We start from the raw sequence: 21,006 nt of genomic DNA on the forward strand, positions 1-21,006 counted from the left end.
CTTCCGGCATAGCGGAAGGAGCCGCGGGCATGGAGTTCCGACATCTGGTCTCGTTCATCACGATCGCCGAGGAGTTGCATTTCGGTCGCGCGGCGCAGCGCCTGCATCTCACCCAGCCCAGCCTCAGCGCGCAGCTGCGGAAGTTGGAGAAATCCCTCGGCGTGCAGTTGGTCGCCCGCAACTCACACGTGGTCGAGCTCACCCCCGCCGGACGCGAATTCGAGGGCCAGGCCCGGCTCATCGTCGCCCAGATGGACCGGGCCGCCCAGGCGGCCAAGGCCACCGCGGCGGGCCGGACGGGCACACTGAATATCGGATACAACCTCCCCGCCAGCAGACATGTGCTACCCGATGTGCTGACCAGGATGACCGAACGGCACCCCGACATCATGGTGTCGCTGTGGGAGAAGCGAACCGGGCCGCAGCTGGCGGCGCTGTCCGACGGATCACTGGATCTGGCAATGGTTTACGGGCATCCGAGCACCCCGGAATACCGGTATCGCCGTCTGCTGCATCGGATTCCGCTGGTCGCGGTGGTCGGGCGCAGACATCGCTGGGCGGACCGGCCGGGCATGCCGTTCGCGGAGCTGGCGGGGCAGGGTGTCGTACTGTTCGCGCGCGAACAGTGTCCGGCCATGTACGACACCATCTTTCGCGCGGCCGCCGATACCGCGATCAGCCTGTCGGTGGCGCAGATCGCCGATGATCCCGGCGCCACCGCGCACGTGGTCTCGGTGCGGCCGCTGGTGGGATTCGCCTCGCTGCCGCGGGCGATTTCGATGGGTATGGGCGCCGATGCCGGCACCCCGGTGGCGGTGAAGCTGTTCGATCCGGTGCCGACGCTGGATCTGTACGCGGTGTGGCGCGCCGACGAAACCAATCCGGCGGTCTCGCGGTTCCTGGATTGTGTTGATACCGACGAACATCACCGGCCGTCCCCGGCCAGCGCGGCCAACTGTGCGAGCACCTCGTCCGTGGGGCGATCGTAGAGCGCCGTTGCCGGGGTCGCCTCGATTGCGGTGGCGATGACGGTAGAACCGATCAGATCGATTCTGCTGTAACCGAATCCGGCCAGGCCGCGGTGCCTGGTCGCGGGCGGCATCGGATCGATTCGATAGGCCAGTGCGGGCCCGAGCCAGACCGGGATTCCGGCCACCGCGGCAGCCGCGGTCAGGTGGTTGTGCCCGCAGATGATCATCTGGATATCCGTTCCGGCGACGGCGGTTTCGAGCAGTTCGGGCCGCTGCAGCCGGAGGTATTCGGTGGCCGCCAGCGGTGAGGCGATCGGAGGATGGTGCAGCACGAGCAGCGTGCCGCGCGGGGCCGGGCGGCGCAGTTCATCGGTAAGCCAAGCCAATTGGGCGGTTTCCAGATGGCCCTCGTGCCGACCCGGTGTTGTGCTGTCGAGCGCGATGATGCGCAGCCCGCCCACATCGATGACCTGGTCGAGCGTTTGCTCCGGCCGCACCGTCGCCGGATCGGCGCCGAGCAGTTCCACCGCGAAAGCGCCACGCTCGTCATGGTTTCCCATCACATAGAGAATGGTCGCGCCGAGTTCGGCGGCCACCGGTGTGACGGCGTCGCGCAGCCGTCGATACGCCTCTGGCGATCCGTCGTCGGTGAGATCACCGGAGAGCACAAGCGCGTCGATCGACTGGTCGGCCGCCAGGAGCTGCCCGAGCACGTGGGTGAGATTCGCGTAGGTATCGACACCGTGCACGGACTGGCCCGCAGGGCGGATATGGGTATCCGTCAGCTGAACGACGGTGCGGCCGTTCATGATTGCGGCAGGAGTCCGGCGGCCTGCGCGCGGGCCGCGGCGAAGGTGGACCGTGCGTCCGTGCCCTGGAACACGATCGATTCGTCCGCGTTCGTCATGCCATCGCGGATCTCGTGGGTGGCGTACAGGACGAATTCGGCGGTCTTGTCGACCAATTCGGCAATGGGTGTCATGCGGTCAGTCTGAGGTGACAGCGGTGCGGTCCGCCGGGACGATAGCCAATTTCGATCGCACGAATCAAGACAGCAGGAAGGCCCCGCTCGCCGAGTTGGGCCTTCCGTCTGTTTCCGGTGGAATCAGCTCGGAATGTCGCTGTTCAGGGCGATATTCACCCAGCTGGGTGCGTCGGGGTCGAGGCGCAGGTGCTGTGGCTTCAGCTGGCTGTCGGCCAGGATCGGCATGGGCGGTGCGCCTTTCGGGAAGTTGCTCGCGTACACGTCGACCCGGAGGCGGTGGCCCGGTTGCAGGACGGCATCGACGGGGGTGAGGGCGATGTCCATCGTCACCGGCTCGCCGGGTGAAACCGTCTGGCGGCGTTCGAGTTCCAGGTAGTACGCCGGTTTGGTGTAGTCGCCGTTCGCGGATTTCTCGCTGGCGGCCTCGTTGATCTGGCGCAGTGAGGTCACCAGCTGGCCGGTGGCGATCTCCCGAGACTGTCCGTCCGGCGCGACATCGTTGACGGTGGCGACCCAATATCCGTCGATCGCGTCGAGCACCGTGTTCAGGTGGACGGCGATCGGCCCGGAGATGGTGGTCGGCTCGGTTGCCGCCGCGCTGGTGAAGGTGAGGCCGTTGGATTCCCAGATTCGCGAATCCTCGGTGCAGGCAACGACTATCGCGGGGATGCCCGCGAGGATGCGGGCGGTGTCCCGGCTGCACACACTGGCCAACCCGGGGGCGACGGTCAGGTCACGCACCGATCCCTGCCGTGGATCCGCCGCGAGACCGCCGTCGTAGAGCGAGGTTTGGGTGGTGCCGGACGGAGTGTCGTTCAGATACATGCGCCGATACGTGGCCTCGGGGCGGGGGAAGGCGGTGCCGCCGGTGGCCCAGCCGCCGCCCTGCTGTTTGAGGGTGAGCGGGCTGTACTCGTCGATGCCGTTGTCGATTCCCTTGAGCCACTTGTCGAACCATGCCCGCTGCAGGACATCCAAACGCGGTGGCATGCCCGGTCGACCGAAGCCGCCGACGCCGGTGCCCGAGTGGTAGCCGTCGCCCATGATGAGTTTCTTCTGGGTCTCGGGCAATGGAATGCCGTTGAACGTACCGGTCGGTGTGGTGCCGAAGATGTCGAACCAGGCGCCCACCATGAAGGTCGGCGTCTTGATATTCGCGACGTTGGTTTTCAGGCCCTTCCGGAATCCGGAGTCGGGGTCCAGGATTTCCCGCGTCCGCGGCGTGAGCTGGCCGACCGACTGTGCCGTGTAGGCATTGGCCACCACATCCAGCATGGTCGCCGGATCCGCCAAACGATCACGCAACCACTGTAATTGCTGTGCGGGATCGAATTTGCCCGCGATGACCGACTCCACGTCGGGAGCCATTTTGGCCAGGTTCACGGCGACCAGCCAGAAGGCGAGGAACCCGAGGCCGACTCCGCCGCCGACACCGACGATATCGTTGATGATGTCGGCGCTGCCCTCGTAAGCGAATACGGCGTCGAGGCCCGGCGGATTCCGGTCCGCGGCCTGTAAAGCGGTGATAGCGGTGAACGAGGTGCCCATTGTCCCCACCTTCCCGCTGGCCCACGGTTGCCGATTGATCCAGTCGATCACCTCGGCGGTGTCCTGCCGCTCCCGTTCGCCGAACACCTGCCACTGGCCCTGTGAAGTTCCCGTTCCACGCAGGTCCACCTGCACCAGGGTGTAGCCCGCTTTGGCCAGATCGAAGTCCTGGATCGCCGCCTGGAGCGCGCCCGAATCCAGTTGCCGCGTAAAGTCGGTGATGCCATCGAGGCCGCTGCCGGGAAAGTTCAGCGAGGCGAGCCACGGCAGCAGCACGCTTTCGATGCCCGGAATGTGCAGCAGCACCTGGGCCAGATTCATGGCGACCTTGCCGTACCCCTGCATTTGCAGGATGACCGGCGTTTTCTCTTGTGCCACTTGGTTTCCGCGCGCAGGGCGAATGATATCGGCCTTCAGTACGGTTCCGTCGTCCATGGTGATGGGCACCGCCAGATCCGCGCTGATATCCGGATACGGTTGCGCCCCATCGACCGCCGCCCGCCAGGCCGCCGCGTACTGTCCGCCGTCGATGCCGGTGAACCCGCCGTCCGCCCGTGCGGTCGGCGTCATCGACGGCGTGACGACCACCGCCGCGACCACCGCCGCAAAAACCTTGGGAGCCCGCCACTTTGCTCGATATCCCGCCCTCATCCCGACCTACTCCCTTGTATGACCCGCATCAGGTGGTGTTGCTGTGCCGTCGATTACCGGCGAGTAGGGAATGTAGCCGCTCTCACATCGAGCTGACAAGATTTCGACCACTCGAAATATTTGTTGGGTCCGCGTCCGGTAGTGTTCGAAGGCATCCGATCGACCAGGAGGGAACACGCGGTGGCGACCTCACGGCGCACACAGGCGGAACGCCGCGCCGACACCGAGGCGAAACTCATCGAGGCCACCATCCGCTCGATCGTCGAAATCGGTTACGGCCGAACGACGGTCAAGGAGATATGCCGCCGGGCAGGTATCTCGCACGGTGGGCTCTTCGGCCGCTTCGAGACGCTGTTCGATCTGGTCGTCGCCGCGGCCGTCGAAGTGGGCCGCCGCCAGATCGAAAGTTTCACAACCGGTTTGGCGCGGTTGGCCGATCCGGAAGACCTCGGTGCGGTGCTGGAACTACTGCGCGACAACGCGCGCAAACCGATCAACGTTGTCTGGATCGAGCTCACCATCGCGGCCCGCACCGACCCGGTGCTGCGCGCGAAACTCGCTCCGGTGCGGACAGAGTACGGCGTGGCCATCGCTGCGGCCGCCGAACGGATTCCGGTCCTGCGTTCCATCCCGGCGGAGGTCGTCCCGTACCTGGGTGCGATCGTCCTGCAGCGTTTCGATGGCGATGCCATCGCCGATGCCGCATATCCGGAACCCGAACACGACGGTCCGTCGCTGCGGGTGTTCACCGCCGTGCTGCACGGCTATCTGCAATCCGTGAGCGGTCCCTGACACCCTGGCCGGGGCCGGTGAATTCCCGGGGGCTCCAATAGAACCCGTACCCGGACGCGACGCGCGATGGATGGTGCGGATCGTTGTCCGGCGGGTCGGCTATTGCTATTTTGCCCACGATATCTGTCATCGATCTTTGGTATCGAGCCTGCTTTTGCCGTATGTGACCGCGAAAGGGCTATGCCGGAAATGGTCTCGACGATACGTGGATTTGCCTTGCTATCGGGTTGTGCGCTGCTGATCGCGCTGGGCGCGGATCCGGTTCCGGCGGTCGCCGCGGCGCCGGGTGCGGATTTTCCGATCGCGTTGGCGCGGGCCTTGTCCAGGGATCTCGGGCTCACCCCGGCGCAATTCGTGCATCGCGCGGATACGGCGCGGCGACTGGCGGCCTTCGAGAAATCCGTGCGCCGCGTATACCCGTCGGTCATCCGTAATGTTCGTCTCGATCGCACCGGACGCCCGGTCGTCGTCCTGGCCGATGTCCCGATCGCCGGTGCGATACGAGCGGCCGCCGAATACGTCGGCTTCACCGTCGAAAACGCTGATCAGGCGCCGACGACCCTTGTCGATGCGGAATCGGGTACCCCCGGAGCGATTGTCGGCAACGAGTTGTCCAACCCGGCGGCCGCCGGTCTCGACGTCGTCGGCGGGACCTGGTTGTACACCGTGCGCGGCGGGATTTCCCGTTTCTGCCGAACGGGATTCAACGCCACCGACGGTGACGGCAATACCGTCAATATCACCAGCGCCCATTGCGACCGGACCCAGCCGAATCCGCCGAGCGGCCTTGCCATTCCGGTGCCGCAGCCGCCCGATTCGGATGCGAATGTGGTCCGGATAATGCCGAACGCCCTGCCGCGATTCCTCGCCTCCCCGCTCGGTTCGCGGGTCGGAATTCTGCGGACCCCGCCGCTCGATGTGCGTCTCGACTACGGGATCGTGCGGATCGATGATTCGGTCAAGGGCCGCTTCCAGAACAATCTCGTCGGACTGGACAAAGGGGCGTCCGTCGCCATCGATGGTGTGACAGACCCCGTAGCGGGCGCGCCGGTCTGTAAAGTCAACTCGCCCATGGGCTTTGCCTGCGGGACGGTGACGGTGGTGGATATAGATGAAATCGATGGGAAGAAGTTCGACGAAAAGAACTTCAACACATTCGGGCGAATATTCGAGCACATAGCCGTGGCGGATATCGATCCGGGCTCACTCCCCGGCGACGCGGGCACACCACTATTCAGCGGAACCAAAGCGCTGGGCCTCGACCTGGCGGTGGTCGGCGGCAAGGTCTTCTTCCAGCCGATCCGCTCAATCCTCGACGCGAATCCGGGCCTCACCCTGCGCACCGGCTAGTTTCGGCGCAGGTCCACCACGAGCGGCGTGCCACCCACGAACCAAGCGCGGTGCAGCTCCAGGATTTTGGTGCGAGTCGGAATGCCGCGACGGTTGAAGGCGTTCTCCGCGTAGTCGATTGGATGGACCGTCTCGCAGAGAGCGGCGTAGGCGGCGGTGCGTTCGGCACCATCGCGCGGATCGCGCGCGACTCCGGCGAAGGTGCCGCCGCGGACCCGGAGGATTACCTTAGGGTCGGCGCGAATATTCTTCAGCCACAAGGCATTCTCGCCGCCGATCGACACCATGTAGGCCTTGTCGCCCCGCTGGATCGCCTTGACGAATGTTCGGCGGGGCTTACCGCTTCTCCGCCCCGTGGTGGTGAGAATGCCCATGCCGTGCGGTAGGCGAATGGCGAACCAGACGGTGTGCAGAGCGTGCAGCGGCCGGGTGATCCGCCGAACGTCACGCCGCGTCGGCTGCCCAGCACGACGGCGGATTCGCTCGGGAAAGTAATTGCCGTCGTGGTATCGGAGCGAGTCGGGAATGTGGCCGATCACTGGTTCGTCCATGGTGTCCCCTTGTGCGCAAACGCAATCCACTACATCAGAGCACAGGGGCGCTCGACGCGGCAATACCGCTACGTTGCGCTGGGTCGGGGTGTGCGGGCGGCGCGTCGGGCCGCGATCAGCAGCAGGATTTGCGCGATGAGGCCGAGTGCCCACGGTGTCGGGAAGAGGATGACGGCGTCGAGTGCGGTCGAGATCCCCAATATCCATGCGATGAATGGTGGTGGCGTGATTCCGCGCCGATCCAGCCACAAGACGATCAGTCCGATCACGATCATGGGTGGGCCGAAGCTTTCCAGGGAGAACCAGAAGGCGCTGCCTGCCTGACTCATCGGCAGAAATCCGTCCTGCGCCTCCCGCCACAGCCCACCGCTGAACCAGGTGCCCGCGTAGCGCGCGGCGTGGTCGATCGTCAGGGCTCCGATGGTGTGTGCGGCGCCGAGCGCCACCAAGAGCCACCCTGCGGTCTTGATCATGTGAACTCCATATGGTTATACGGTTCTGTATAACGCAAGGTTAAACCAGTTATACAGAGCTGTACAATGGCTTGGGAGAGTGAGGTGGGCGACACGATGGGCGCATTGCGCACACCGCGTGAGGTGTGGGTGGAGGCCGGGCTGCGGGCGTTGGCGGAGGGCGGTGTGGATGCGGTGCGCGTCGACGTACTGGCCAAGACGCTCGGCGTCACCAGGGGCGGGTTCTACGGCTACTTTGCAAACCGTGACGCGCTGCTGACCGAGATGCTCGACACCTGGGAGCGGGAGAGCATCGACGATGTGCTCGAGCAGGTCGAGCAAGCGGGCGGTGACGCGCTGGACAAGATGCGGCTGGCCGGGCGGCTCACCTTCGAGAGCGATCGGCTGCTGCCGATCGATCTGGCGGTTCGCGACTGGGCCCGCCGCGATCCGGCCGTCGCCGAACGCCTGCGCCGCGTCGACAATCGGCGCATGCAGCTGTCCCGCGAGGCGATCGGCTCCTTCTGCTCCGACCCCGATGAGATCGAGGCCCGCAGCCTGCTCGCCTTCTGCATGGCCATCGGCAGTCATTTCCTGGCCGCCGACCATCCCGGCCGCACCCGGGATCAGATCAAGGCCCGCGCGAGCGGCATCATTTTCGACCGCGTACACGAGGATCCGGCGACCGAAAAGAGTTGAACAGTACGAAACAGTTTCGTACACTTCGATCGTGGTTCGAGGACAGCAACGGGTAGACGCGATTCTGGCGGCCGCGCTCGATCTGCTCGCCGAGCGCGGTTATGCCGCGCTCACCATGGATGCGGTGGCCGAGCGGGCCAAGGCCAGCAAGGCGACCATCTATCGGCGGTGGCGCAATAAGGCGGAGCTGGTCAAGGCGGCCATGGACGCGTACGACGCCGACCACAACGCCGCCATCCCGGACACCGGCACCCTGCGCGGTGACCTGGTCGCGGTGGTCGAGGCGTTGGGCGCCAAGAGTTCCGAGCGCTATCTCACGATGGTCGGCGGACTCGCCGCCGCCATGCGGCACGACGCGGAACTGGCCGCCGCGCTGCGCGAACATATCGAGAACGAGGAGCTGTCGCCGTTCCACGAGGCGCTGCGGCGCGCGGTCGCCAGGGGCGAGCTGCCCGCGGACACCGATTTCGAGCTGGTACACGACGTGGCCGAGGCAATGATCCTGCGCCAGTTGCAGATCGGCGCCGGCTTCGGCGCGGCGTTCACCACCCGCCTCGTCGACGATGTGCTGCTCGCCCTACTCCATTACGAAGGACAATGAGATGACCGTGCTGATCGTCGGCGCCGGGCCGACCGGGCTCACCCTGGCCTGCGACCTGGCCAGACGGGGTGTGCCCCACCGAATCGTGGACAGGGCTGCCGAACCGTTCATCGGTTCGCGCGCAAAGGGTTTGCAGGCGCGGACCATGGAGGTGTTCGACGATCTCGGCATCGTCGACCGGATACTCGACGGCGGCGAACCCTTCCCGAAATTCCGCTTGTACCAGGGGCATACGGTGGTCTGGGAGCGGACCGTCGACGAATTGCTCGGTGCGCCGGCACGATCGGCGTCACCGTCGATTCCGTATCCCGGTCCGTGGCTCATCCCGCAGTGGCGGACCGAGCGAATCCTGCGCGACCGGCTCGCCGAGCTCGGCGGGGGAGTCGAGTGGAATACCGAAATCAGCGGTCTCACACAGGATTCCGACGGCGTAACACTGCACACCGGCGATGGGAGTCTGCGCGCCGACTATGTGGTCGCGGCCGATGGCGGACGCAGCACCCTCCGCAAGGCGCTCGGCGTCGGCTTCGAGGGTGACACCTTCGACATCGAACGCACCCTGATCGGCGATGTGCGCGCCGACGGCCTGGACGGCAGGCGCTGTCATCTGCTGACGGGCGGAGGCGATGTCGGCGAACGGTTTTCGCTGTGGAACCTGCCGGACAGCGACTACTACCAGTTCGTCGCGACGGTGCCCGCCGAGCGCACGCCCGAACTCACCCTCGACGCGGTCCGCCAATTGTGCCGGGATCGCTCCGGGCGCACCGACATTCACCTGCACGACCTGCGCTGGATCTCGCTGTACAAGGTGAATGTCCGGATGGTCGACCGCTTCCGGGTCGGAAGAGTGTTCCTGGCCGGCGACGCCGCGCACGTGCATTCCTCGGCGGGCGGCCAGGGTCTGAATACCGGCGTGCAGGACGCGTACAACCTCGGCTGGAAGCTCGCCGCCGTCATTGACGGCGCTGATCCGGCGCTGCTGGAAACCTATGCGGCCGAACGGATGCCGGTGGCGGCGCAGGTGCTCGGGTTGAGCACGCTGCTGCATCATCAGGACTTCCACGGCGGCGATTCCGCACCGTCGATCGATCAGCTCGACATCACCTACCGGAACGGTCCACTGGCGCTCGACGATCGCGAGGCGCCCGGACCGCTGCGGGCGGGCGATCGCGCGCCGGACGGCGTATTGTCTTCGGGGAAGCGGCTTTTCGATCTTTTCCGGGGCCCGCACGCGACGGTGCTCGCAGTCGGCGCCGCCGTCGAGGATTTCGGCGTTCCCACGGTGGCGGCCGAGGGTTACGACGTCGCCTCCGGCACATACGTACTGGTCCGTCCGGACGGATATATCGGGGCGATCAGCGAATCCGCCGCGGCGATCAGGAAATATCTGGCGGCGACGGTCCTACCTTCGGAACCGCGCCCGGCGTCGTTCGACGCCGCGAATATCGGGGGGCGGCGCCCCGGGTGGTGACTCGCACGTAGGTATCGGGAACGTGAGCCCACGGCGTTCCCGTTCCCGCAACAGCCACCACCGCATGCCACACGCGTCCTGAGTATCGCCGCCTTCCTTTTCGACACAATCCCAGTGTCCCGACAGCCAGACCTCGACCTCGGCATCGAAGAGCGGCTGAGCCATCGACGCAGGCGGGGTATGCCTGCGCTCGCTCTTGCGACCCATGAACCGATATCCAACTCGCCCGCGGCCCGCGACGCAAACATGTTGCGTCATCCTGGAATACCGGGTGTGGCGCTATTCGAGCCAGGCCGCGCTGCGAGCCGCCCACGGATTGCACTCGTAGAGGGATGGCTGTGCGGGTGTCGACGGATCGTCGGCGGGATGCTCGCCCCAACCGAACCAGTTGGCGACATTCTTGCTGGTGCCGTGCCAGCGGCGTTCGCCGGGACGGTCACCGGCGCCGCTGTTGTTGTCGTACGCCTGATCCGCCATGGCCTTGCTGACCGAGCCGCGTCCGGTGCTGGTGCCGTAGAACATTCCGGAGAAGCACCACGCCTGCAGCTCGAGGCGGCGGTTCAGCAGATCGGTTTCCGAACCCGCCCAGTTGAGCGCGTTCCCGCGCGCCTGGAACGCGTTGAAAATTCCGGTCAACTGCTGAATATGGTGGCCGTACTCGTGGGACAGCACCGCGAGCGCATATCCGGCGCCGTTGCGGCTGATCGGTTGCATGGTGTCGAACGGCATGACGATCGTCTGGTCGCGGGGGCAGTAGAACGCCTCGCGGCCGGTCCCGTTGTGGCCGCATCCGCCGTCGTACTGCGCGGAGCGGGCGCCCGCCCAGAGCTTCGGCCCGGTGAACTCGATACCGAATCCGGTCAGCGTGGACCGCCATGCCGAGTTGTGGCATTCGATCGCGGCCCGGTAGAACGCCTCGGCCGCCGCCGGATCGGCACTCCACGCGGGCAGCTGACAGCTCACCCCGGAGATCCCGACGCCCTGCCGCCGCAGCACCGGATTGGATCCGAGGTCGGGATCCGACTCGACCGGACCCGATGTGTTCGGCACATGCGTCGAGGGCTTGGCCGAGGCACTGGACGCAGAACTGGTCGGTCTCGTACTCGTGGCCGCGGCGGGAGCGTGATACGCGACCTGATCACCCGAATCCTTGGACCCACAACCACATACCGCGGCACCGACCACCGCGGCGACGACTGCGATTCGCGTCAGCCTCAGAGCCGCGCCTCCGATAGACGCAGTGCGAATTCGCATACCGTCCTCCCCGGACCGAATAGTTCCGTCCGGCAAGAGCATACGAGACGGCCGCGCCACCCGGGACCGGGTGGCGCGGCGTCGTTCACCGAGTGGTCTGCCGCTTCGGCAGTTTCCAGCCCGGGCGCGGGAAGTGACAGGTGTATCCGTCGGGGTAGCGCTGCAGGTAGTCCTGGTGTTCGGGCTCGGCCTCCCAGAACGTGCTCGCCGGGGTCACCTCGGTGACCACCTTGCCCGGCCACAGACCCGAATCCTCGACATCGGCGATAGTGTCCAGCGCGACTCGCTTCTGCTCGTCATCGAGGTAGAAGATGGCCGAACGGTAGCTGGTGCCGATATCGTTGCCCTGCCGGTCCTTCGTCGTCGGATCGTGGATCTGGAAGAAGAACTCCAGCAGCGCCCGGTAGTCGGTGCGCGCCGGGTCGTAGACGATCTCGACGGCCTCGGCGTGGCCCGGATGGTTGCGGTACGTCGGGTGATCGTTGCGGCCGCCGGTGTAACCGACCCGCGTCGAGAGCACCCCGGGCTGTTTGCGGATCAGCTCCTCCATACCCCAGAAGCAGCCGCCCGCCAGAATCGCCGTGCGCGTGTCCGTCACGCGTCCTCCTTCGTGAACAGGGTTCGGTACTGCGCGTAGCCTTCCGCCTCGAGGTCGTCGAGATGGATGAACCGCAGCGCCGCCGAATTGATGCAGTATCGCAGGCCGCCCTCGGCGCGCGGCCCGTCGGGGAATACGTGCCCGAGGTGGCTGTCGCCGTGCGCCGAGCGCACCTCGGTGCGGATCATGAGGTGGCTGAAATCCCGTTTCTCCACCACATTTCCGGTGTCGATCGGCTTGGTGAAGCTCGGCCAGCCCGAGCCGCTGTCGAATTTGTCGACCGAGGCGAACAACGGCTCACCGGACACCACATCCACGTAGATACCCGGCTCGTGGTTGTCCCAGTACTCGCCCGTGAACGGCCGCTCCGTCCCGTTCTCCTGGGTGACGTGGTACTGCTCGGGCGAAAGCGCCGCCACCGCCGCGGGGTTGCGGTTGTATTCCTGTGCCACATGACCTCCTCATATCGGCACCCGGTACAACCAACGTGCGGGTACGGAAAGTTCCTGCGCGACCCGGGCGTCACACTTCGTTCACAACTCACTGGCCGGGACCGCTGATTGACAGCCCCCGGACCGCGTGTCACCGTGACGAAACCCAGGGATGACGGAACGCGATGAGATTTCTGCAACCGGAACTACCCGCCGTCGATATGGCGGAATGGAGTGGCGGCACGCGCGCCGCCCGCATCCGGCAGATGGCCCGGTACTGGGCGGAGGCCGGGTTCGGGACGCCGGCGGCACTGCATCTGCTCTATGTCGCGAAGATCGGCGGGTATCTGCTCGTCGGTTGGCTGATTGCCTTGTCCACCAATGGTATTCGTGGGTTCGGCGACTGGTCGGAGCCGATCGTCTTCCAGAAGGCGGTGCTGTACACGCTGCTATTCGAGGTGATCGGCCTCGGCTGCGGTTTCGGCCCGCTGAACAACAGGTATTTTCCGCCGTTCGGCTCGATACTGTATTGGTTGCGGCCCAAGACGATTCGGCTGCCGCCGTGGCCGCGCCTTATTCCGCTGACGAAGGGCGATGATCGAACGTTCGTCGATATCGCTTTGTACGCGGCGCTTTTGGTGGCGACCACGCTGACGCTCTTCTCCGACGGCACCGGTCCGGTGCCGGAATTGCACACCACGATCGGTCTGCTGCCCGCGTGGCGGGTCGCGGTGATTCTCGCCCTGCTGGCGCTGATCGGCCTGCGCGACAAGGTGATATTCCTGGCCGCGCGCGGCGAGGTATACGCGACATTGGCGGTGACCTTCCTGTTCGGCGCGGATTTCGTGGTCGCCGCGAAGGTGGTTTTCCTGGTGATCTGGCTGGGTGCCGCGCTGTCGAAGCTGAACCGGCACTTCCCGTTCGTCATCGCGACGATGATGTCGAACAGTCCGCTGATCCGGCGAAAATCGTTGAAGCGCAAGTTCTTCGAGAAATTTCCGGACGACCTGCGGCCTGGCGCGCCGTCGCGGATTATCGCGCACACCGCGACCGCGATCGAACTCGCGGTCCCGGTGGTGTTGTTCTGCACGCACGGCGGTGTGCCGACGGTGCTGGCCGCGGCGCTGCTGATCGGATTCCACCTGGCGATACTGTCGGCGATTCCGATGGGCGCGCCGCTGGAGTGGAACGTCTTCATGATCTTCGGCGTGCTCACCCTGTTCGTCGCGCATGCCGATCACGGGCTCGGCGACCTGCGCCATCCGGTTGCGGTGGCGGTGCTGTTCCTCGTGCTCGCGAGCATCGTCATCGCCGGAAACCTGTTCCCGCGCAAGGTTTCCTTCCTGCCGGGCATGCGCTACTACGCGGGGAACTGGGACACCACGATGTGGTGCGTCGCACCGTCGGCCGCGGCGAAGATCGGCGCGCACGTCGTCGCGCTCGCGAGCATGCCGCAGGCCCAACTGGAGCGGTTCTACGGCAAGGACCGCGGGCAGTTGTCGATGTACCTCGGTTACGCGTTTCGCGCCATGAACACCCACGGCAGGGCGCTGTTCACGCTGGTGCACCGGGCCATGGCCGACGGCGACGAAGCCGATTACACACTCACCGACGGCGAGCGGATCTGCGCCACCGCGCTCGGCTGGAATTTCGGTGACGGCCATCTGCACAACGAGCAGCTCATCGCGGCGCTGCATCGGCGCTGCCGCTTCGAACCCGGGGAGGTCCGCGTCGTCCTGCTCGACGCCCAGCCGATCCACCGGGGCATACAGCGGTATCGCCTCGTCGACGCGGCGACCGGCGAATTCGAGCGCGGATACGTCGAGGTGGCCGAGATGGTGACGCGCCAGCCGTGGGCCGACGACGTGCCGGTGCACATCACCGGCGGGCCCGGATTGACCAAGTCGTGACGTCGCGATGACACGCCGATGACCTGCGCGGGGACAACATATGCCATGGTGACGCGCACGATTGTCCGATCGGCCAAGTGCCGCCGCACTTTATTTAGCCAATTCGCTGATCACAGCGTGTTTGTGGTCGTATTAGCTTCTTGCGGCTACACAGTGTGACCTGCGTTACGCATTGTCGCGTGACGCGGAGGACGGAGAGGATGCCCCATGTCCATTGCGGAGTTGCGCGGCCAAATGCTGCGCCGCAAACCCATCGGGCAGATCGAGGACGACGACACGCCTGCGGATGAACGGCTGTCGAAGCAACTCGGTCTGTGGCAGCTGACCGCCATCGGCGTCGGCGGCATCATCGGCGCGGGCATTTTCACCCTCGCCGGTTCCGTCGCGCACAAGGTCACCGGCCCGGCGGTGCTCATCTCGTTCCTGATCGCGGGCGTCGCGAGCGCCTGCGCCGCGCTGTGTTATGCCGAGTTCACCGGCATGGTGCCGAAGGCGGGTTCGGCGTACACCTACGGCTATGTGTCGCTGGGGGAGATCGCGGGCTGGTTCATCGGCTGGGATCTGCTGCTCGAATACATCGCGGTGGCGGCGGTGGTCGCGATCGGTGTATCCGGCTACTTCGGCTTCCTGCTCGATCAGGTCGGGATTCACCTACCGAACTGGATGCTCGGCGCGTTCGGCACCGGTGACGGTCACAAGTTCGATGTGTTCGCGATGGTGTTCTGCCTCGGCACCGCGTGGTTGCTCTCCCGCGGCATCCGCAGCGTCGGCCGGTTCGAGATCGTCGCGGTCGCCATCAAGGTCGCGCTGGTGTTGCTGATCATCGTGCTCGGCGTCTTCAAGATCAACAGCGCGAACTATCACCCGTACTTCCCGTTCGGCGCGAACGCGGTGTGGACCGGTGCGGCCACCGTCTTCTTCGCGGTATTCGGCTACGACGCGATGAGCACCGCCGCCGAGGAATCCACCGAGGCCAAAAAGCAGCTGCCGAAGGCCATCATCTACTCGCTGAGCATCGCCATGGTGCTGTACGTGCTGGCCACGCTGGTGCTGACCGGTATGCAGAACTACAAGGACATCGACCCGAACGGCGGCTTCTCGCACGCCTTCAAATCCGTCGGCATGAACGGCATCGCCAACGTCATCGCCGTCGGGGCCATCGTCGGCATCATCACCGTCGTGCTCACTTTCATGCTCGGCGTCACCCGCGTCTGGTACGCGATGAGCCGCGACGGCCTGCTGCCGGAATGGTTCGCCAAGACCCACCCGCAGCGCAAGGTGCCGACCCGCGTCACCTGGATCGTCGGCGTCGGCTCGGCGATCCTGGCCGGCGTGCTGCCCATCAACACCGTCGCCGAACTCACCAATATCGGCATCCTGATGGCGTTCATCGTGGTGAGCATCGCGGTGATCGTGCTGCGCTACACCAGGCCCGACGAGCCGCGCACCTTCCGGCTGCCGCTGATGCCGGTGGTTCCGGTGGTCGGCATCGGCTTCTCCGTGTACTTGATCTGGTCGCTGCCGTGGCAGACCTGGGTGCGTTTCGCGGTCTGGCTGGTCGTCGGCCTGATCATCTACTTCGCCTACTCCCGAACGCATTCCAAGCTGCAGGGGGCCGATCCCGTGACCTCGGTGCACACCCCCGTCGCGTAACGAGTCACGAAACGCCTTGCGGAACTGCCCGATCCGATGAGGGGTCGGGCAGTCCCGCAGGGTTGCATTAGGATTCGTTGCAGTTTGGGGAATTTCTGAGGCGGTACGGGGTGGACGGAAGTCGGGTCGGCATCATCGGTGGCAGCATCGCCGGATGCGCCGCCGCCGTCGTATTGCGGCGAGCGGGTTGCGATGTCACGGTTTTCGAGCGGAGTTCGGGACGGCTGCGTGATCGCGGACATGGCGTCGGGCTCTCGGCCGAGGTCCGCGCCGAGCTGGCGGCGGCGGACCTGATCGACGCCGAGCTGCCCGCGCATTCGATCACCCAGCGTTCGTGGTATGTCCGCGACGGGGACGCCCCGCTCGGCCGACTGCTGTGGGAGCAGTCGTTCACCACGGTCGTGCACAACTGGGGCATGCTGTGGGCGAACCTGCGAAAGCGCGTCGCCGACAACGACTATCGCGACGGTGTACCGGTGAACCACATCGAGCCCGACGCCGACTCGGTCACGCTGCGCCGCGGCGACGGGACGGCCGAACGGTTCGATATCGTCTTCGGCGCGGATGGTTACGGGTCGGCGGTCCGCGCGCTGGTCGACCCGGCGGCGTCGGTCGAAAATTCCGGCTATGTGGTGTGGCGGGGTGGCTATTCGGTTACCGAACTCCCGCAACCGGTGCCCGACGCGCTGCACGACCAGATCGTGACCGTGGCCTACACCGGCGGGCACTGTCTCATCATGATCACCCCCGATCCGCGACCCGGTGTTCTGCGGGTCTACTGGGGTCTGTATCACAAACCGGCGCAACCGTTTTCATCCGATACCGATGAGGCGCCCGGTGATTCGCTGCCCGGTCTGGACGCGGTGCTGTCCGCCGATTTTCCGCCGTATTGGGCCGAGGTGATAGCCAAGACCAGCCCGGCGAGCACGGTTGTCCATCCGGTTGTCGATATTCGTAGTTCGAGCTATGTCGCGCATCGGCTCGCGCTGATCGGCGACGCGGGCACGGTCGCCCGGCCGCATACCGGCAGCGGCGCGGTCAAGGCCGTGCAGGATGCGCTGACGCTGGGCCGCCTGTGTCGCGAGCACGGGAACTGGGCAGAGCTGCTCGCCGCATATGACGCGCAGCGGTGTCCGGCGGGCACGGCGCTGGTGGAACTCGGCAGGCGCCTCGGGCAGGCTCAGGTCACCGAGACTCCGCCGTGGTCCTCGATGACTCCGGACGACTTCACGGAGTGGATTCGGTCGGTGCTCGCGGGCCGTCGGCTCTACTTGTACGAAGGCGGCGAGTAGCCGATCGGCAGTGCGCTGAGGATCGGGCCGAAGCCCCAGTTCAACATGTGCTCGGCATCGTCCTCGGCGACGGTTTCGCTATCCGGTGAGCTGTGCAGCACCACACCGATCAGCGGCTGCCCCGCCCTGACGGCCTCGAACAACAGACAGGTTCCCGCGGCGTCGGTGGATCCGGTTTTGATGCCCGCGGTGCCGGGATAGTCGTGCAGCAGCAGGTTCGTTGTCTGCCAGATGTGATCGCGATTATTCGGTCCGGCGGGCAGGTGATAATTCTGCGATCGCACGATATCGCGGAAGATCGGCAGGCTCATCGCGCGCAGACCGAGCCGCACCAGATCCGCAGGCGTGGAATAGGTGGAATAGTCGCTCGGATTGGGCAGGCCGCTGGGATCGGTGAAATGCGTTCCCGCCAGGCCGAGTTGACGCGCGGTGTCGTTCATCTTGTCGATGAAACCGGCTTGGCCGGGCCCATATGCCTCGGCAAGAGCGTAGGCGGCGTCGCAGCCGGACGGAAGCAGTAGCGCGTAAAGCAGCTGCCGGGCGGTGAGCACCTCACCGGGAGTCAGGCCCGCCGTGCTCGCGCCGTACTTGTTGTCGTAGGCGATGATCGCCTGCGGCACCGTGATATTCCGATCGAGGTCGCCCGCGCCGATCACCACCAGCGCGGTCATCACCTTCGTGATGCTGCCGATCGGGGCCGGACTGTCCGGCTGCCGCGACCAGCGCACCGCGCCGGTGTTCCCGTCCGCCAATTCCGCCAGCGGCGCCTGCACGCCCAGCGGTTCGGGCGACGGCCAGAAGGGCAGGTGGGAATCCGCGTAACTCGGGGCGGGCGTCACGAGCAGTGCTCCGGCGACGGCGCTCAGCATCAATCCGGCAAATGACCGCATCGACATATTGTGCCGTGATGCTGGGGTGAACAACGGGATTTTCGCGGTTCGACAAATGCGTGCCGCCGTTGATGCGGCTATGAACTGGCAATCAGACTGTTCGCTGGTCGGGCCGTGTCGTCAACGGTCCGTCGAGGAAAGCGGTTGTGTCGGATCGGGTTTCACCGCCCAGAACAGCATGTGGCCGCCCGTGCCCTCGGGGATGAATTCCGCGCGCCGGACCTCGAAGCCCGCCTCGGCGAGCCAGGTTCGGTAGGTGGTGGCGTCGGCATGGCTCCACCACATGGTCTCTCCGGTATCGAGCCAGTTGTCGTCGGTGCCGGTCCCGGCCCGGTGGCCGGTGGTGAGAACGAACAGACCCCGCGGGCGCAGCCAGCGGGCGACCTTGGTCAGCAATGGAAGCTGTTCGTCGAGCGGCATGTGGATGAGCGCGTAGAGACAGATCACCGCGTCGAACGATGCCGGTTCGAAGTCGACGGCGGCGGCGTCGGCGCGGATGAACTCGGCCGTCGGCACGAGTCGGCGGGCTCGGTCGACTTGAACATCGCTGATATCGACGCCGACCACCCGGCGTCCGGTCGTCGCGAGCATGCGGGCGACGGGGATGCCGGAACCGCAGCCGAGGTCGAGTACGGTTGCGGCCGAGGGGATTTGCTGATCGAGCTCGGACAGCCATGCCTGATATTTGGTTTCGCCGCCGAAGGCTCGGTCGTAGTGTTCGGAGAGGGCGTTGTAGCCCTGTCGGACAAGGTCTTTCGGATCGCCTGTGGTCACCGGCGGCATCATCGCATGATCGGGCGATTGCCGCACAATGGTTTTTGCGCAAGAGGCACTCCATTGAGCTCGCATCGATCCACGGCAGCAGATCCCAGTCGGCCAGGATCACCGCGGCGATCGCCTGGACGATGTTGGGTGAGCCCCGTTGTACTCTGCGCGGACCTAGGGGCTGACGGCGGTCGCGCTCCGGATGGGCGGGGGTCGCGGGCCGGGGCGCGCGGTGGCAGACTGCGACCGGTGAGCGCGCTGGACTGGGATCACAATGCCTTCTATCACCGCCTACTATTGCGTCAGCTGCCGGACGGATTGCGCCGGGTACTCGATGTCGGTTGCGGTGCGGGCGTTTTCGCGTCGAAGCTGGCAGCCCGAGCCGAAAAGGTCGACGCCGTCGACAAATCGCCGGAGATGATCGCCGCCGCATACGACACGACCCCGGACAACGTCACCCTCCTACTCGGCGATGTGCTGAAAGAGCCACTGCCTGAGGCGGGTTACGACGCGATCGTCTCCGTAACCGCACTGCACCACCTCCCGCTCGAGATGGCGCTTCCGGTGCTGGCGCGTGCGCTGCGCCCGGGCGGTGTGCTCGTCGCGGTAGCGCTGCCACGCACCGACCTACCCCGCGAACTGCCCGTCGAACTTCTCGCCCTGATAAGTCAGCGACTATTCGGTCTCACCTTCGCCCTGCTACGAAAGTTCAACGGCGGCAACTGGTTCGCCCACGAACCCACCCACTCCGCAATGCCGGTGCTACTCGATCCACCCCTGGCCACCCGCCAGGTCCGCGAATACGCCGCCGCACTGCTCCCCGGCGCCCAGGTGCGCCGCCTCGTCTTCTGGCGCTATTTCCTCCTGTGGCACAAGCCGTCCGACTGACTACGTGTGCGAGCACGACGTCGGCGACCTGGACGATCGGCACGGTCGTCACCACTTCGAGCGTGGCCGATTCCCCGAGCAACGGCTCGACCGTCGCCACATTGTCCAGCGCCTCTGCGAGCTCGATCGCATCCTTACCACCGACTGGGTTGTCAGTTCGCTGCGAACCGATCGAAGAGGAATCGGGTCGTGGCGTCGATGACGTCGTCGAAGTGCCCGCTGGGGCCGGGGTAGTGGAAGCCGTGCTGGGCGTTTTCGTACTCGCGCAGTGTGCAGTCGTTGCGGGCGTGCGCCATGGCGTCCCGGAAGCGCCGAACGTGGTCGACCGGCTCTACCTCGTCGTCGGTGCCGTGGCAGATCAGCATCGGCGGATTGCCCGGCCGCACGAACTCGATCAGCGAGTATTCGATCAAGGCTCCCGTATCGATGCCGACCCGATGTTCGAGGGAACGCTGCAATTCCGGCGGGAAGGCGAGGAGATCCAGGCCCGCCGGATTGAGGGCCACCACCGCCGCGGTACCGGATGCTGGTGCGGGCCTGCCGGGGGCGGTCATCGCGGCGACAAGCGCGAGATGTGCGCCGGCCGAACTGCCGCCCGAGGCCAGGCGGGATGGCGCGAGCCCGCGTGGCGCGGCCAGCGTCCTGAAGTGCTCAACCGCCCGCCGGACGTCGGTCACGCAGTCCGCGATGCTCTCAGCGCCCTGACCGAGTAGCCGGTACCCGGCGGAGACCGCGAAAATCCCGCGCGATGCCAGTCGACGACAGTGTGGGGCCAGCATGTCGGCCGATCCGGTGCGCAGCGCGCCGCCGTGGAACAAGACGATGCCGGCCGCGAGCCGCGTGGCCTCGGACGGCTCGAAGACCAACATGGGCTGTTCGCCGCCGTCAGCAGCCTGGTAGCCCATCGATGATTCGCGCCAGGCGGTCATGAACGGCATTCGACCATCAATCGCGGACCGCAGCAACCGAATTGGCCAGGCTCCTTGGATGGTCAGCGTGCAGGTCCTGTCTGTTCTCTCGAGGTTTGCTCAGCTCTGCGCCAAGGGTGCGATGGAGGAATCGCGACGTATCCAAGATCGCCCCTCCGAGATCGGGAGCAGTCGGCGGATAACCAAGCCGACTCGCTGATTTCGACCGCCTATCGATCAATAGGCGAAGAAGTCCAGGAGCTCGGTCGTCACTGCCGCGGGATTCTTTTCGGCGATGAAGTGTCCCCCGGGTATTGGTTTCCGCGAACCGCCACCGCCCATTCCC

General features: G+C 65.8%; 21 protein-coding genes. 10 read left to right on the plus strand and 11 right to left on the minus strand.

The window, feature by feature from the left end; genetic code table 11:
* Positions 1-29: 29 nt before the first annotated feature.
* Positions 30-989, plus strand: a complete 960-nt coding sequence (locus tag F5544_RS19525; protein ID WP_167474509.1) for a LysR family transcriptional regulator — start codon at positions 30-32, stop codon at positions 987-989.
* Here F5544_RS19525 and F5544_RS19530 read toward each other — a convergent pair.
* The 3 genes from F5544_RS19530 to F5544_RS19540 all read right to left on the minus strand — a co-directional run bounded on the left by F5544_RS19530 (position 926) and on the right by F5544_RS19540 (position 4,155).
* Complete coding sequence (locus F5544_RS19530; RefSeq protein WP_167474510.1) at positions 926-1,780, minus strand: metallophosphoesterase family protein; 855 nt, start codon at positions 1,778-1,780, stop codon at positions 926-928. The two genes, F5544_RS19525 and F5544_RS19530, sit on opposite strands and share 64 nt — an antisense overlap.
* Complete coding sequence (locus F5544_RS19535) at positions 1,777-1,953, minus strand: hypothetical protein (RefSeq protein WP_167474511.1); 177 nt, start codon at positions 1,951-1,953, stop codon at positions 1,777-1,779. Before F5544_RS19535 ends, F5544_RS19530 begins: the two co-directional genes overlap by 4 nt.
* Positions 1,954-2,076: 123 nt before the next feature.
* Complete coding sequence (locus F5544_RS19540; RefSeq protein ID WP_167474512.1) at positions 2,077-4,155, minus strand: CocE/NonD family hydrolase; 2,079 nt, start codon at positions 4,153-4,155, stop codon at positions 2,077-2,079.
* Between the two features lie 180 nt (positions 4,156-4,335).
* Between F5544_RS19540 and F5544_RS19545 the strand changes: the two genes are divergently transcribed.
* Entirely contained in the window at positions 4,336-4,947 is a 612-nt protein-coding gene (locus F5544_RS19545) for a TetR/AcrR family transcriptional regulator (protein WP_167474513.1), read from the plus strand.
* A 216-nt stretch (positions 4,948-5,163) separates the two neighbouring features.
* Positions 5,164-6,297, plus strand: a complete 1,134-nt coding sequence (locus F5544_RS19550) for a S1 family peptidase (RefSeq protein ID WP_167474514.1) — start codon at positions 5,164-5,166, stop codon at positions 6,295-6,297.
* Here F5544_RS19550 and F5544_RS19555 read toward each other — a convergent pair.
* Together F5544_RS19555 and F5544_RS19560 are read right to left on the minus strand one after the other, a co-directional pair.
* Positions 6,294-6,848 (minus strand): nitroreductase family deazaflavin-dependent oxidoreductase, encoded by a 555-nt coding sequence (locus F5544_RS19555; protein ID WP_238847339.1) that lies wholly within the window; start codon positions 6,846-6,848, stop codon positions 6,294-6,296. The two genes, F5544_RS19550 and F5544_RS19555, sit on opposite strands and share 4 nt — an antisense overlap.
* 68 nt (positions 6,849-6,916) lie before the next feature.
* Positions 6,917-7,321, minus strand: coding sequence for a DUF6463 family protein (locus F5544_RS19560; RefSeq protein WP_167474515.1), 405 nt, complete (start codon positions 7,319-7,321; stop codon positions 6,917-6,919).
* A gap of 66 nt (positions 7,322-7,387) precedes the next feature.
* Here F5544_RS19560 and F5544_RS19565 point away from each other — a divergent pair, with 66 nt between their 5' ends.
* The 3 genes from F5544_RS19565 to F5544_RS19575 are packed head-to-tail and all read left to right on the plus strand — an operon-like array spanning position 7,388 to position 10,071.
* Positions 7,388-7,999 carry a TetR/AcrR family transcriptional regulator gene (locus F5544_RS19565; protein WP_238847340.1) on the plus strand — a complete coding sequence of 204 codons (612 nt, stop codon included), beginning with the start codon at positions 7,388-7,390 and terminating at the stop codon, positions 7,997-7,999.
* Between the two features lie 28 nt (positions 8,000-8,027).
* On the plus strand, positions 8,028-8,600 hold the full coding sequence (locus F5544_RS19570; protein ID WP_167479339.1) for a TetR/AcrR family transcriptional regulator: 573 nt from the start codon (positions 8,028-8,030) through the stop codon (positions 8,598-8,600).
* Position 8,601: 1 nt separating this feature from the next.
* The gene (locus F5544_RS19575; protein WP_167474516.1) at positions 8,602-10,071 is read left to right on the plus strand and encodes an FAD-dependent monooxygenase; all 1,470 of its coding nucleotides are present in this window, start codon (positions 8,602-8,604) and stop codon (positions 10,069-10,071) included.
* 279 nt (positions 10,072-10,350) lie between these two features.
* Here the strand turns inward: F5544_RS19575 and F5544_RS19580 are convergent, their stop codons facing one another.
* The 3 genes from F5544_RS19580 to msrB form a co-directional block, all read right to left on the minus strand.
* Entirely contained in the window at positions 10,351-11,121 is a 771-nt protein-coding gene (locus F5544_RS19580; protein ID WP_203217607.1) for a neutral zinc metallopeptidase, read from the minus strand.
* Positions 11,122-11,410: 289 nt separating this feature from the next.
* On the minus strand, positions 11,411-11,923 hold the full coding sequence (gene msrA / locus F5544_RS19585) for a peptide-methionine (S)-S-oxide reductase MsrA (protein WP_167474518.1): 513 nt from the start codon (positions 11,921-11,923) through the stop codon (positions 11,411-11,413).
* Positions 11,920-12,375: a peptide-methionine (R)-S-oxide reductase MsrB gene (gene msrB, locus F5544_RS19590; RefSeq protein WP_167474519.1), complete on the minus strand. Its 456-nt coding sequence runs from the start codon at positions 12,373-12,375 to the stop codon at positions 11,920-11,922. Before msrB ends, msrA begins: the two co-directional genes overlap by 4 nt.
* 164 nt (positions 12,376-12,539) lie before the next feature.
* Here msrB and F5544_RS19595 point away from each other — a divergent pair, with 164 nt between their 5' ends.
* The 3 genes from F5544_RS19595 to F5544_RS19605 all read left to right on the plus strand — a co-directional run bounded on the left by F5544_RS19595 (position 12,540) and on the right by F5544_RS19605 (position 17,209).
* Positions 12,540-14,264: a DUF3556 domain-containing protein gene (locus F5544_RS19595; RefSeq protein WP_167474520.1), complete on the plus strand. Its 1,725-nt coding sequence runs from the start codon at positions 12,540-12,542 to the stop codon at positions 14,262-14,264.
* Positions 14,265-14,471: 207 nt separating this feature from the next.
* Positions 14,472-15,917, plus strand: a complete 1,446-nt coding sequence (locus F5544_RS19600) for an amino acid permease (protein WP_167474521.1) — start codon at positions 14,472-14,474, stop codon at positions 15,915-15,917.
* A 110-nt stretch (positions 15,918-16,027) separates the two neighbouring features.
* Positions 16,028-17,209, plus strand: a complete 1,182-nt coding sequence (locus F5544_RS19605) for an FAD-dependent monooxygenase (protein ID WP_167474522.1) — start codon at positions 16,028-16,030, stop codon at positions 17,207-17,209.
* Here the strand turns inward: F5544_RS19605 and F5544_RS19610 are convergent.
* On the minus strand, positions 17,185-18,099 hold the full coding sequence (locus F5544_RS19610) for a D-alanyl-D-alanine carboxypeptidase family protein (protein WP_167474523.1): 915 nt from the start codon (positions 18,097-18,099) through the stop codon (positions 17,185-17,187). The two genes, F5544_RS19605 and F5544_RS19610, sit on opposite strands and share 25 nt — an antisense overlap.
* Positions 18,100-18,219: 120 nt before the next feature.
* Positions 18,220-18,873, minus strand: a complete 654-nt coding sequence (locus tag F5544_RS19615; protein WP_203217608.1) for a class I SAM-dependent methyltransferase — start codon at positions 18,871-18,873, stop codon at positions 18,220-18,222.
* Positions 18,874-19,113: 240 nt separating this feature from the next.
* Here F5544_RS19615 and F5544_RS19620 point away from each other — a divergent pair, with 240 nt between their 5' ends.
* On the plus strand, positions 19,114-19,752 hold the full coding sequence (locus F5544_RS19620; protein WP_238847341.1) for a class I SAM-dependent methyltransferase: 639 nt from the start codon (positions 19,114-19,116) through the stop codon (positions 19,750-19,752).
* 152 nt (positions 19,753-19,904) lie between these two features.
* On the opposite strand, the gene F5544_RS19625 is transcribed toward F5544_RS19620, so the two are convergent.
* Positions 19,905-20,681, minus strand: coding sequence for an alpha/beta hydrolase (locus F5544_RS19625; protein WP_167474525.1), 777 nt, complete (start codon positions 20,679-20,681; stop codon positions 19,905-19,907).
* Positions 20,682-21,006 lie beyond the last annotated feature (325 nt).

The organism is Nocardia arthritidis (genome assembly GCF_011801145.1).
In the GTDB taxonomy this organism is placed as follows: Bacteria; Actinomycetota; Actinomycetes; order Mycobacteriales; family Mycobacteriaceae; genus Nocardia; species Nocardia arthritidis_A.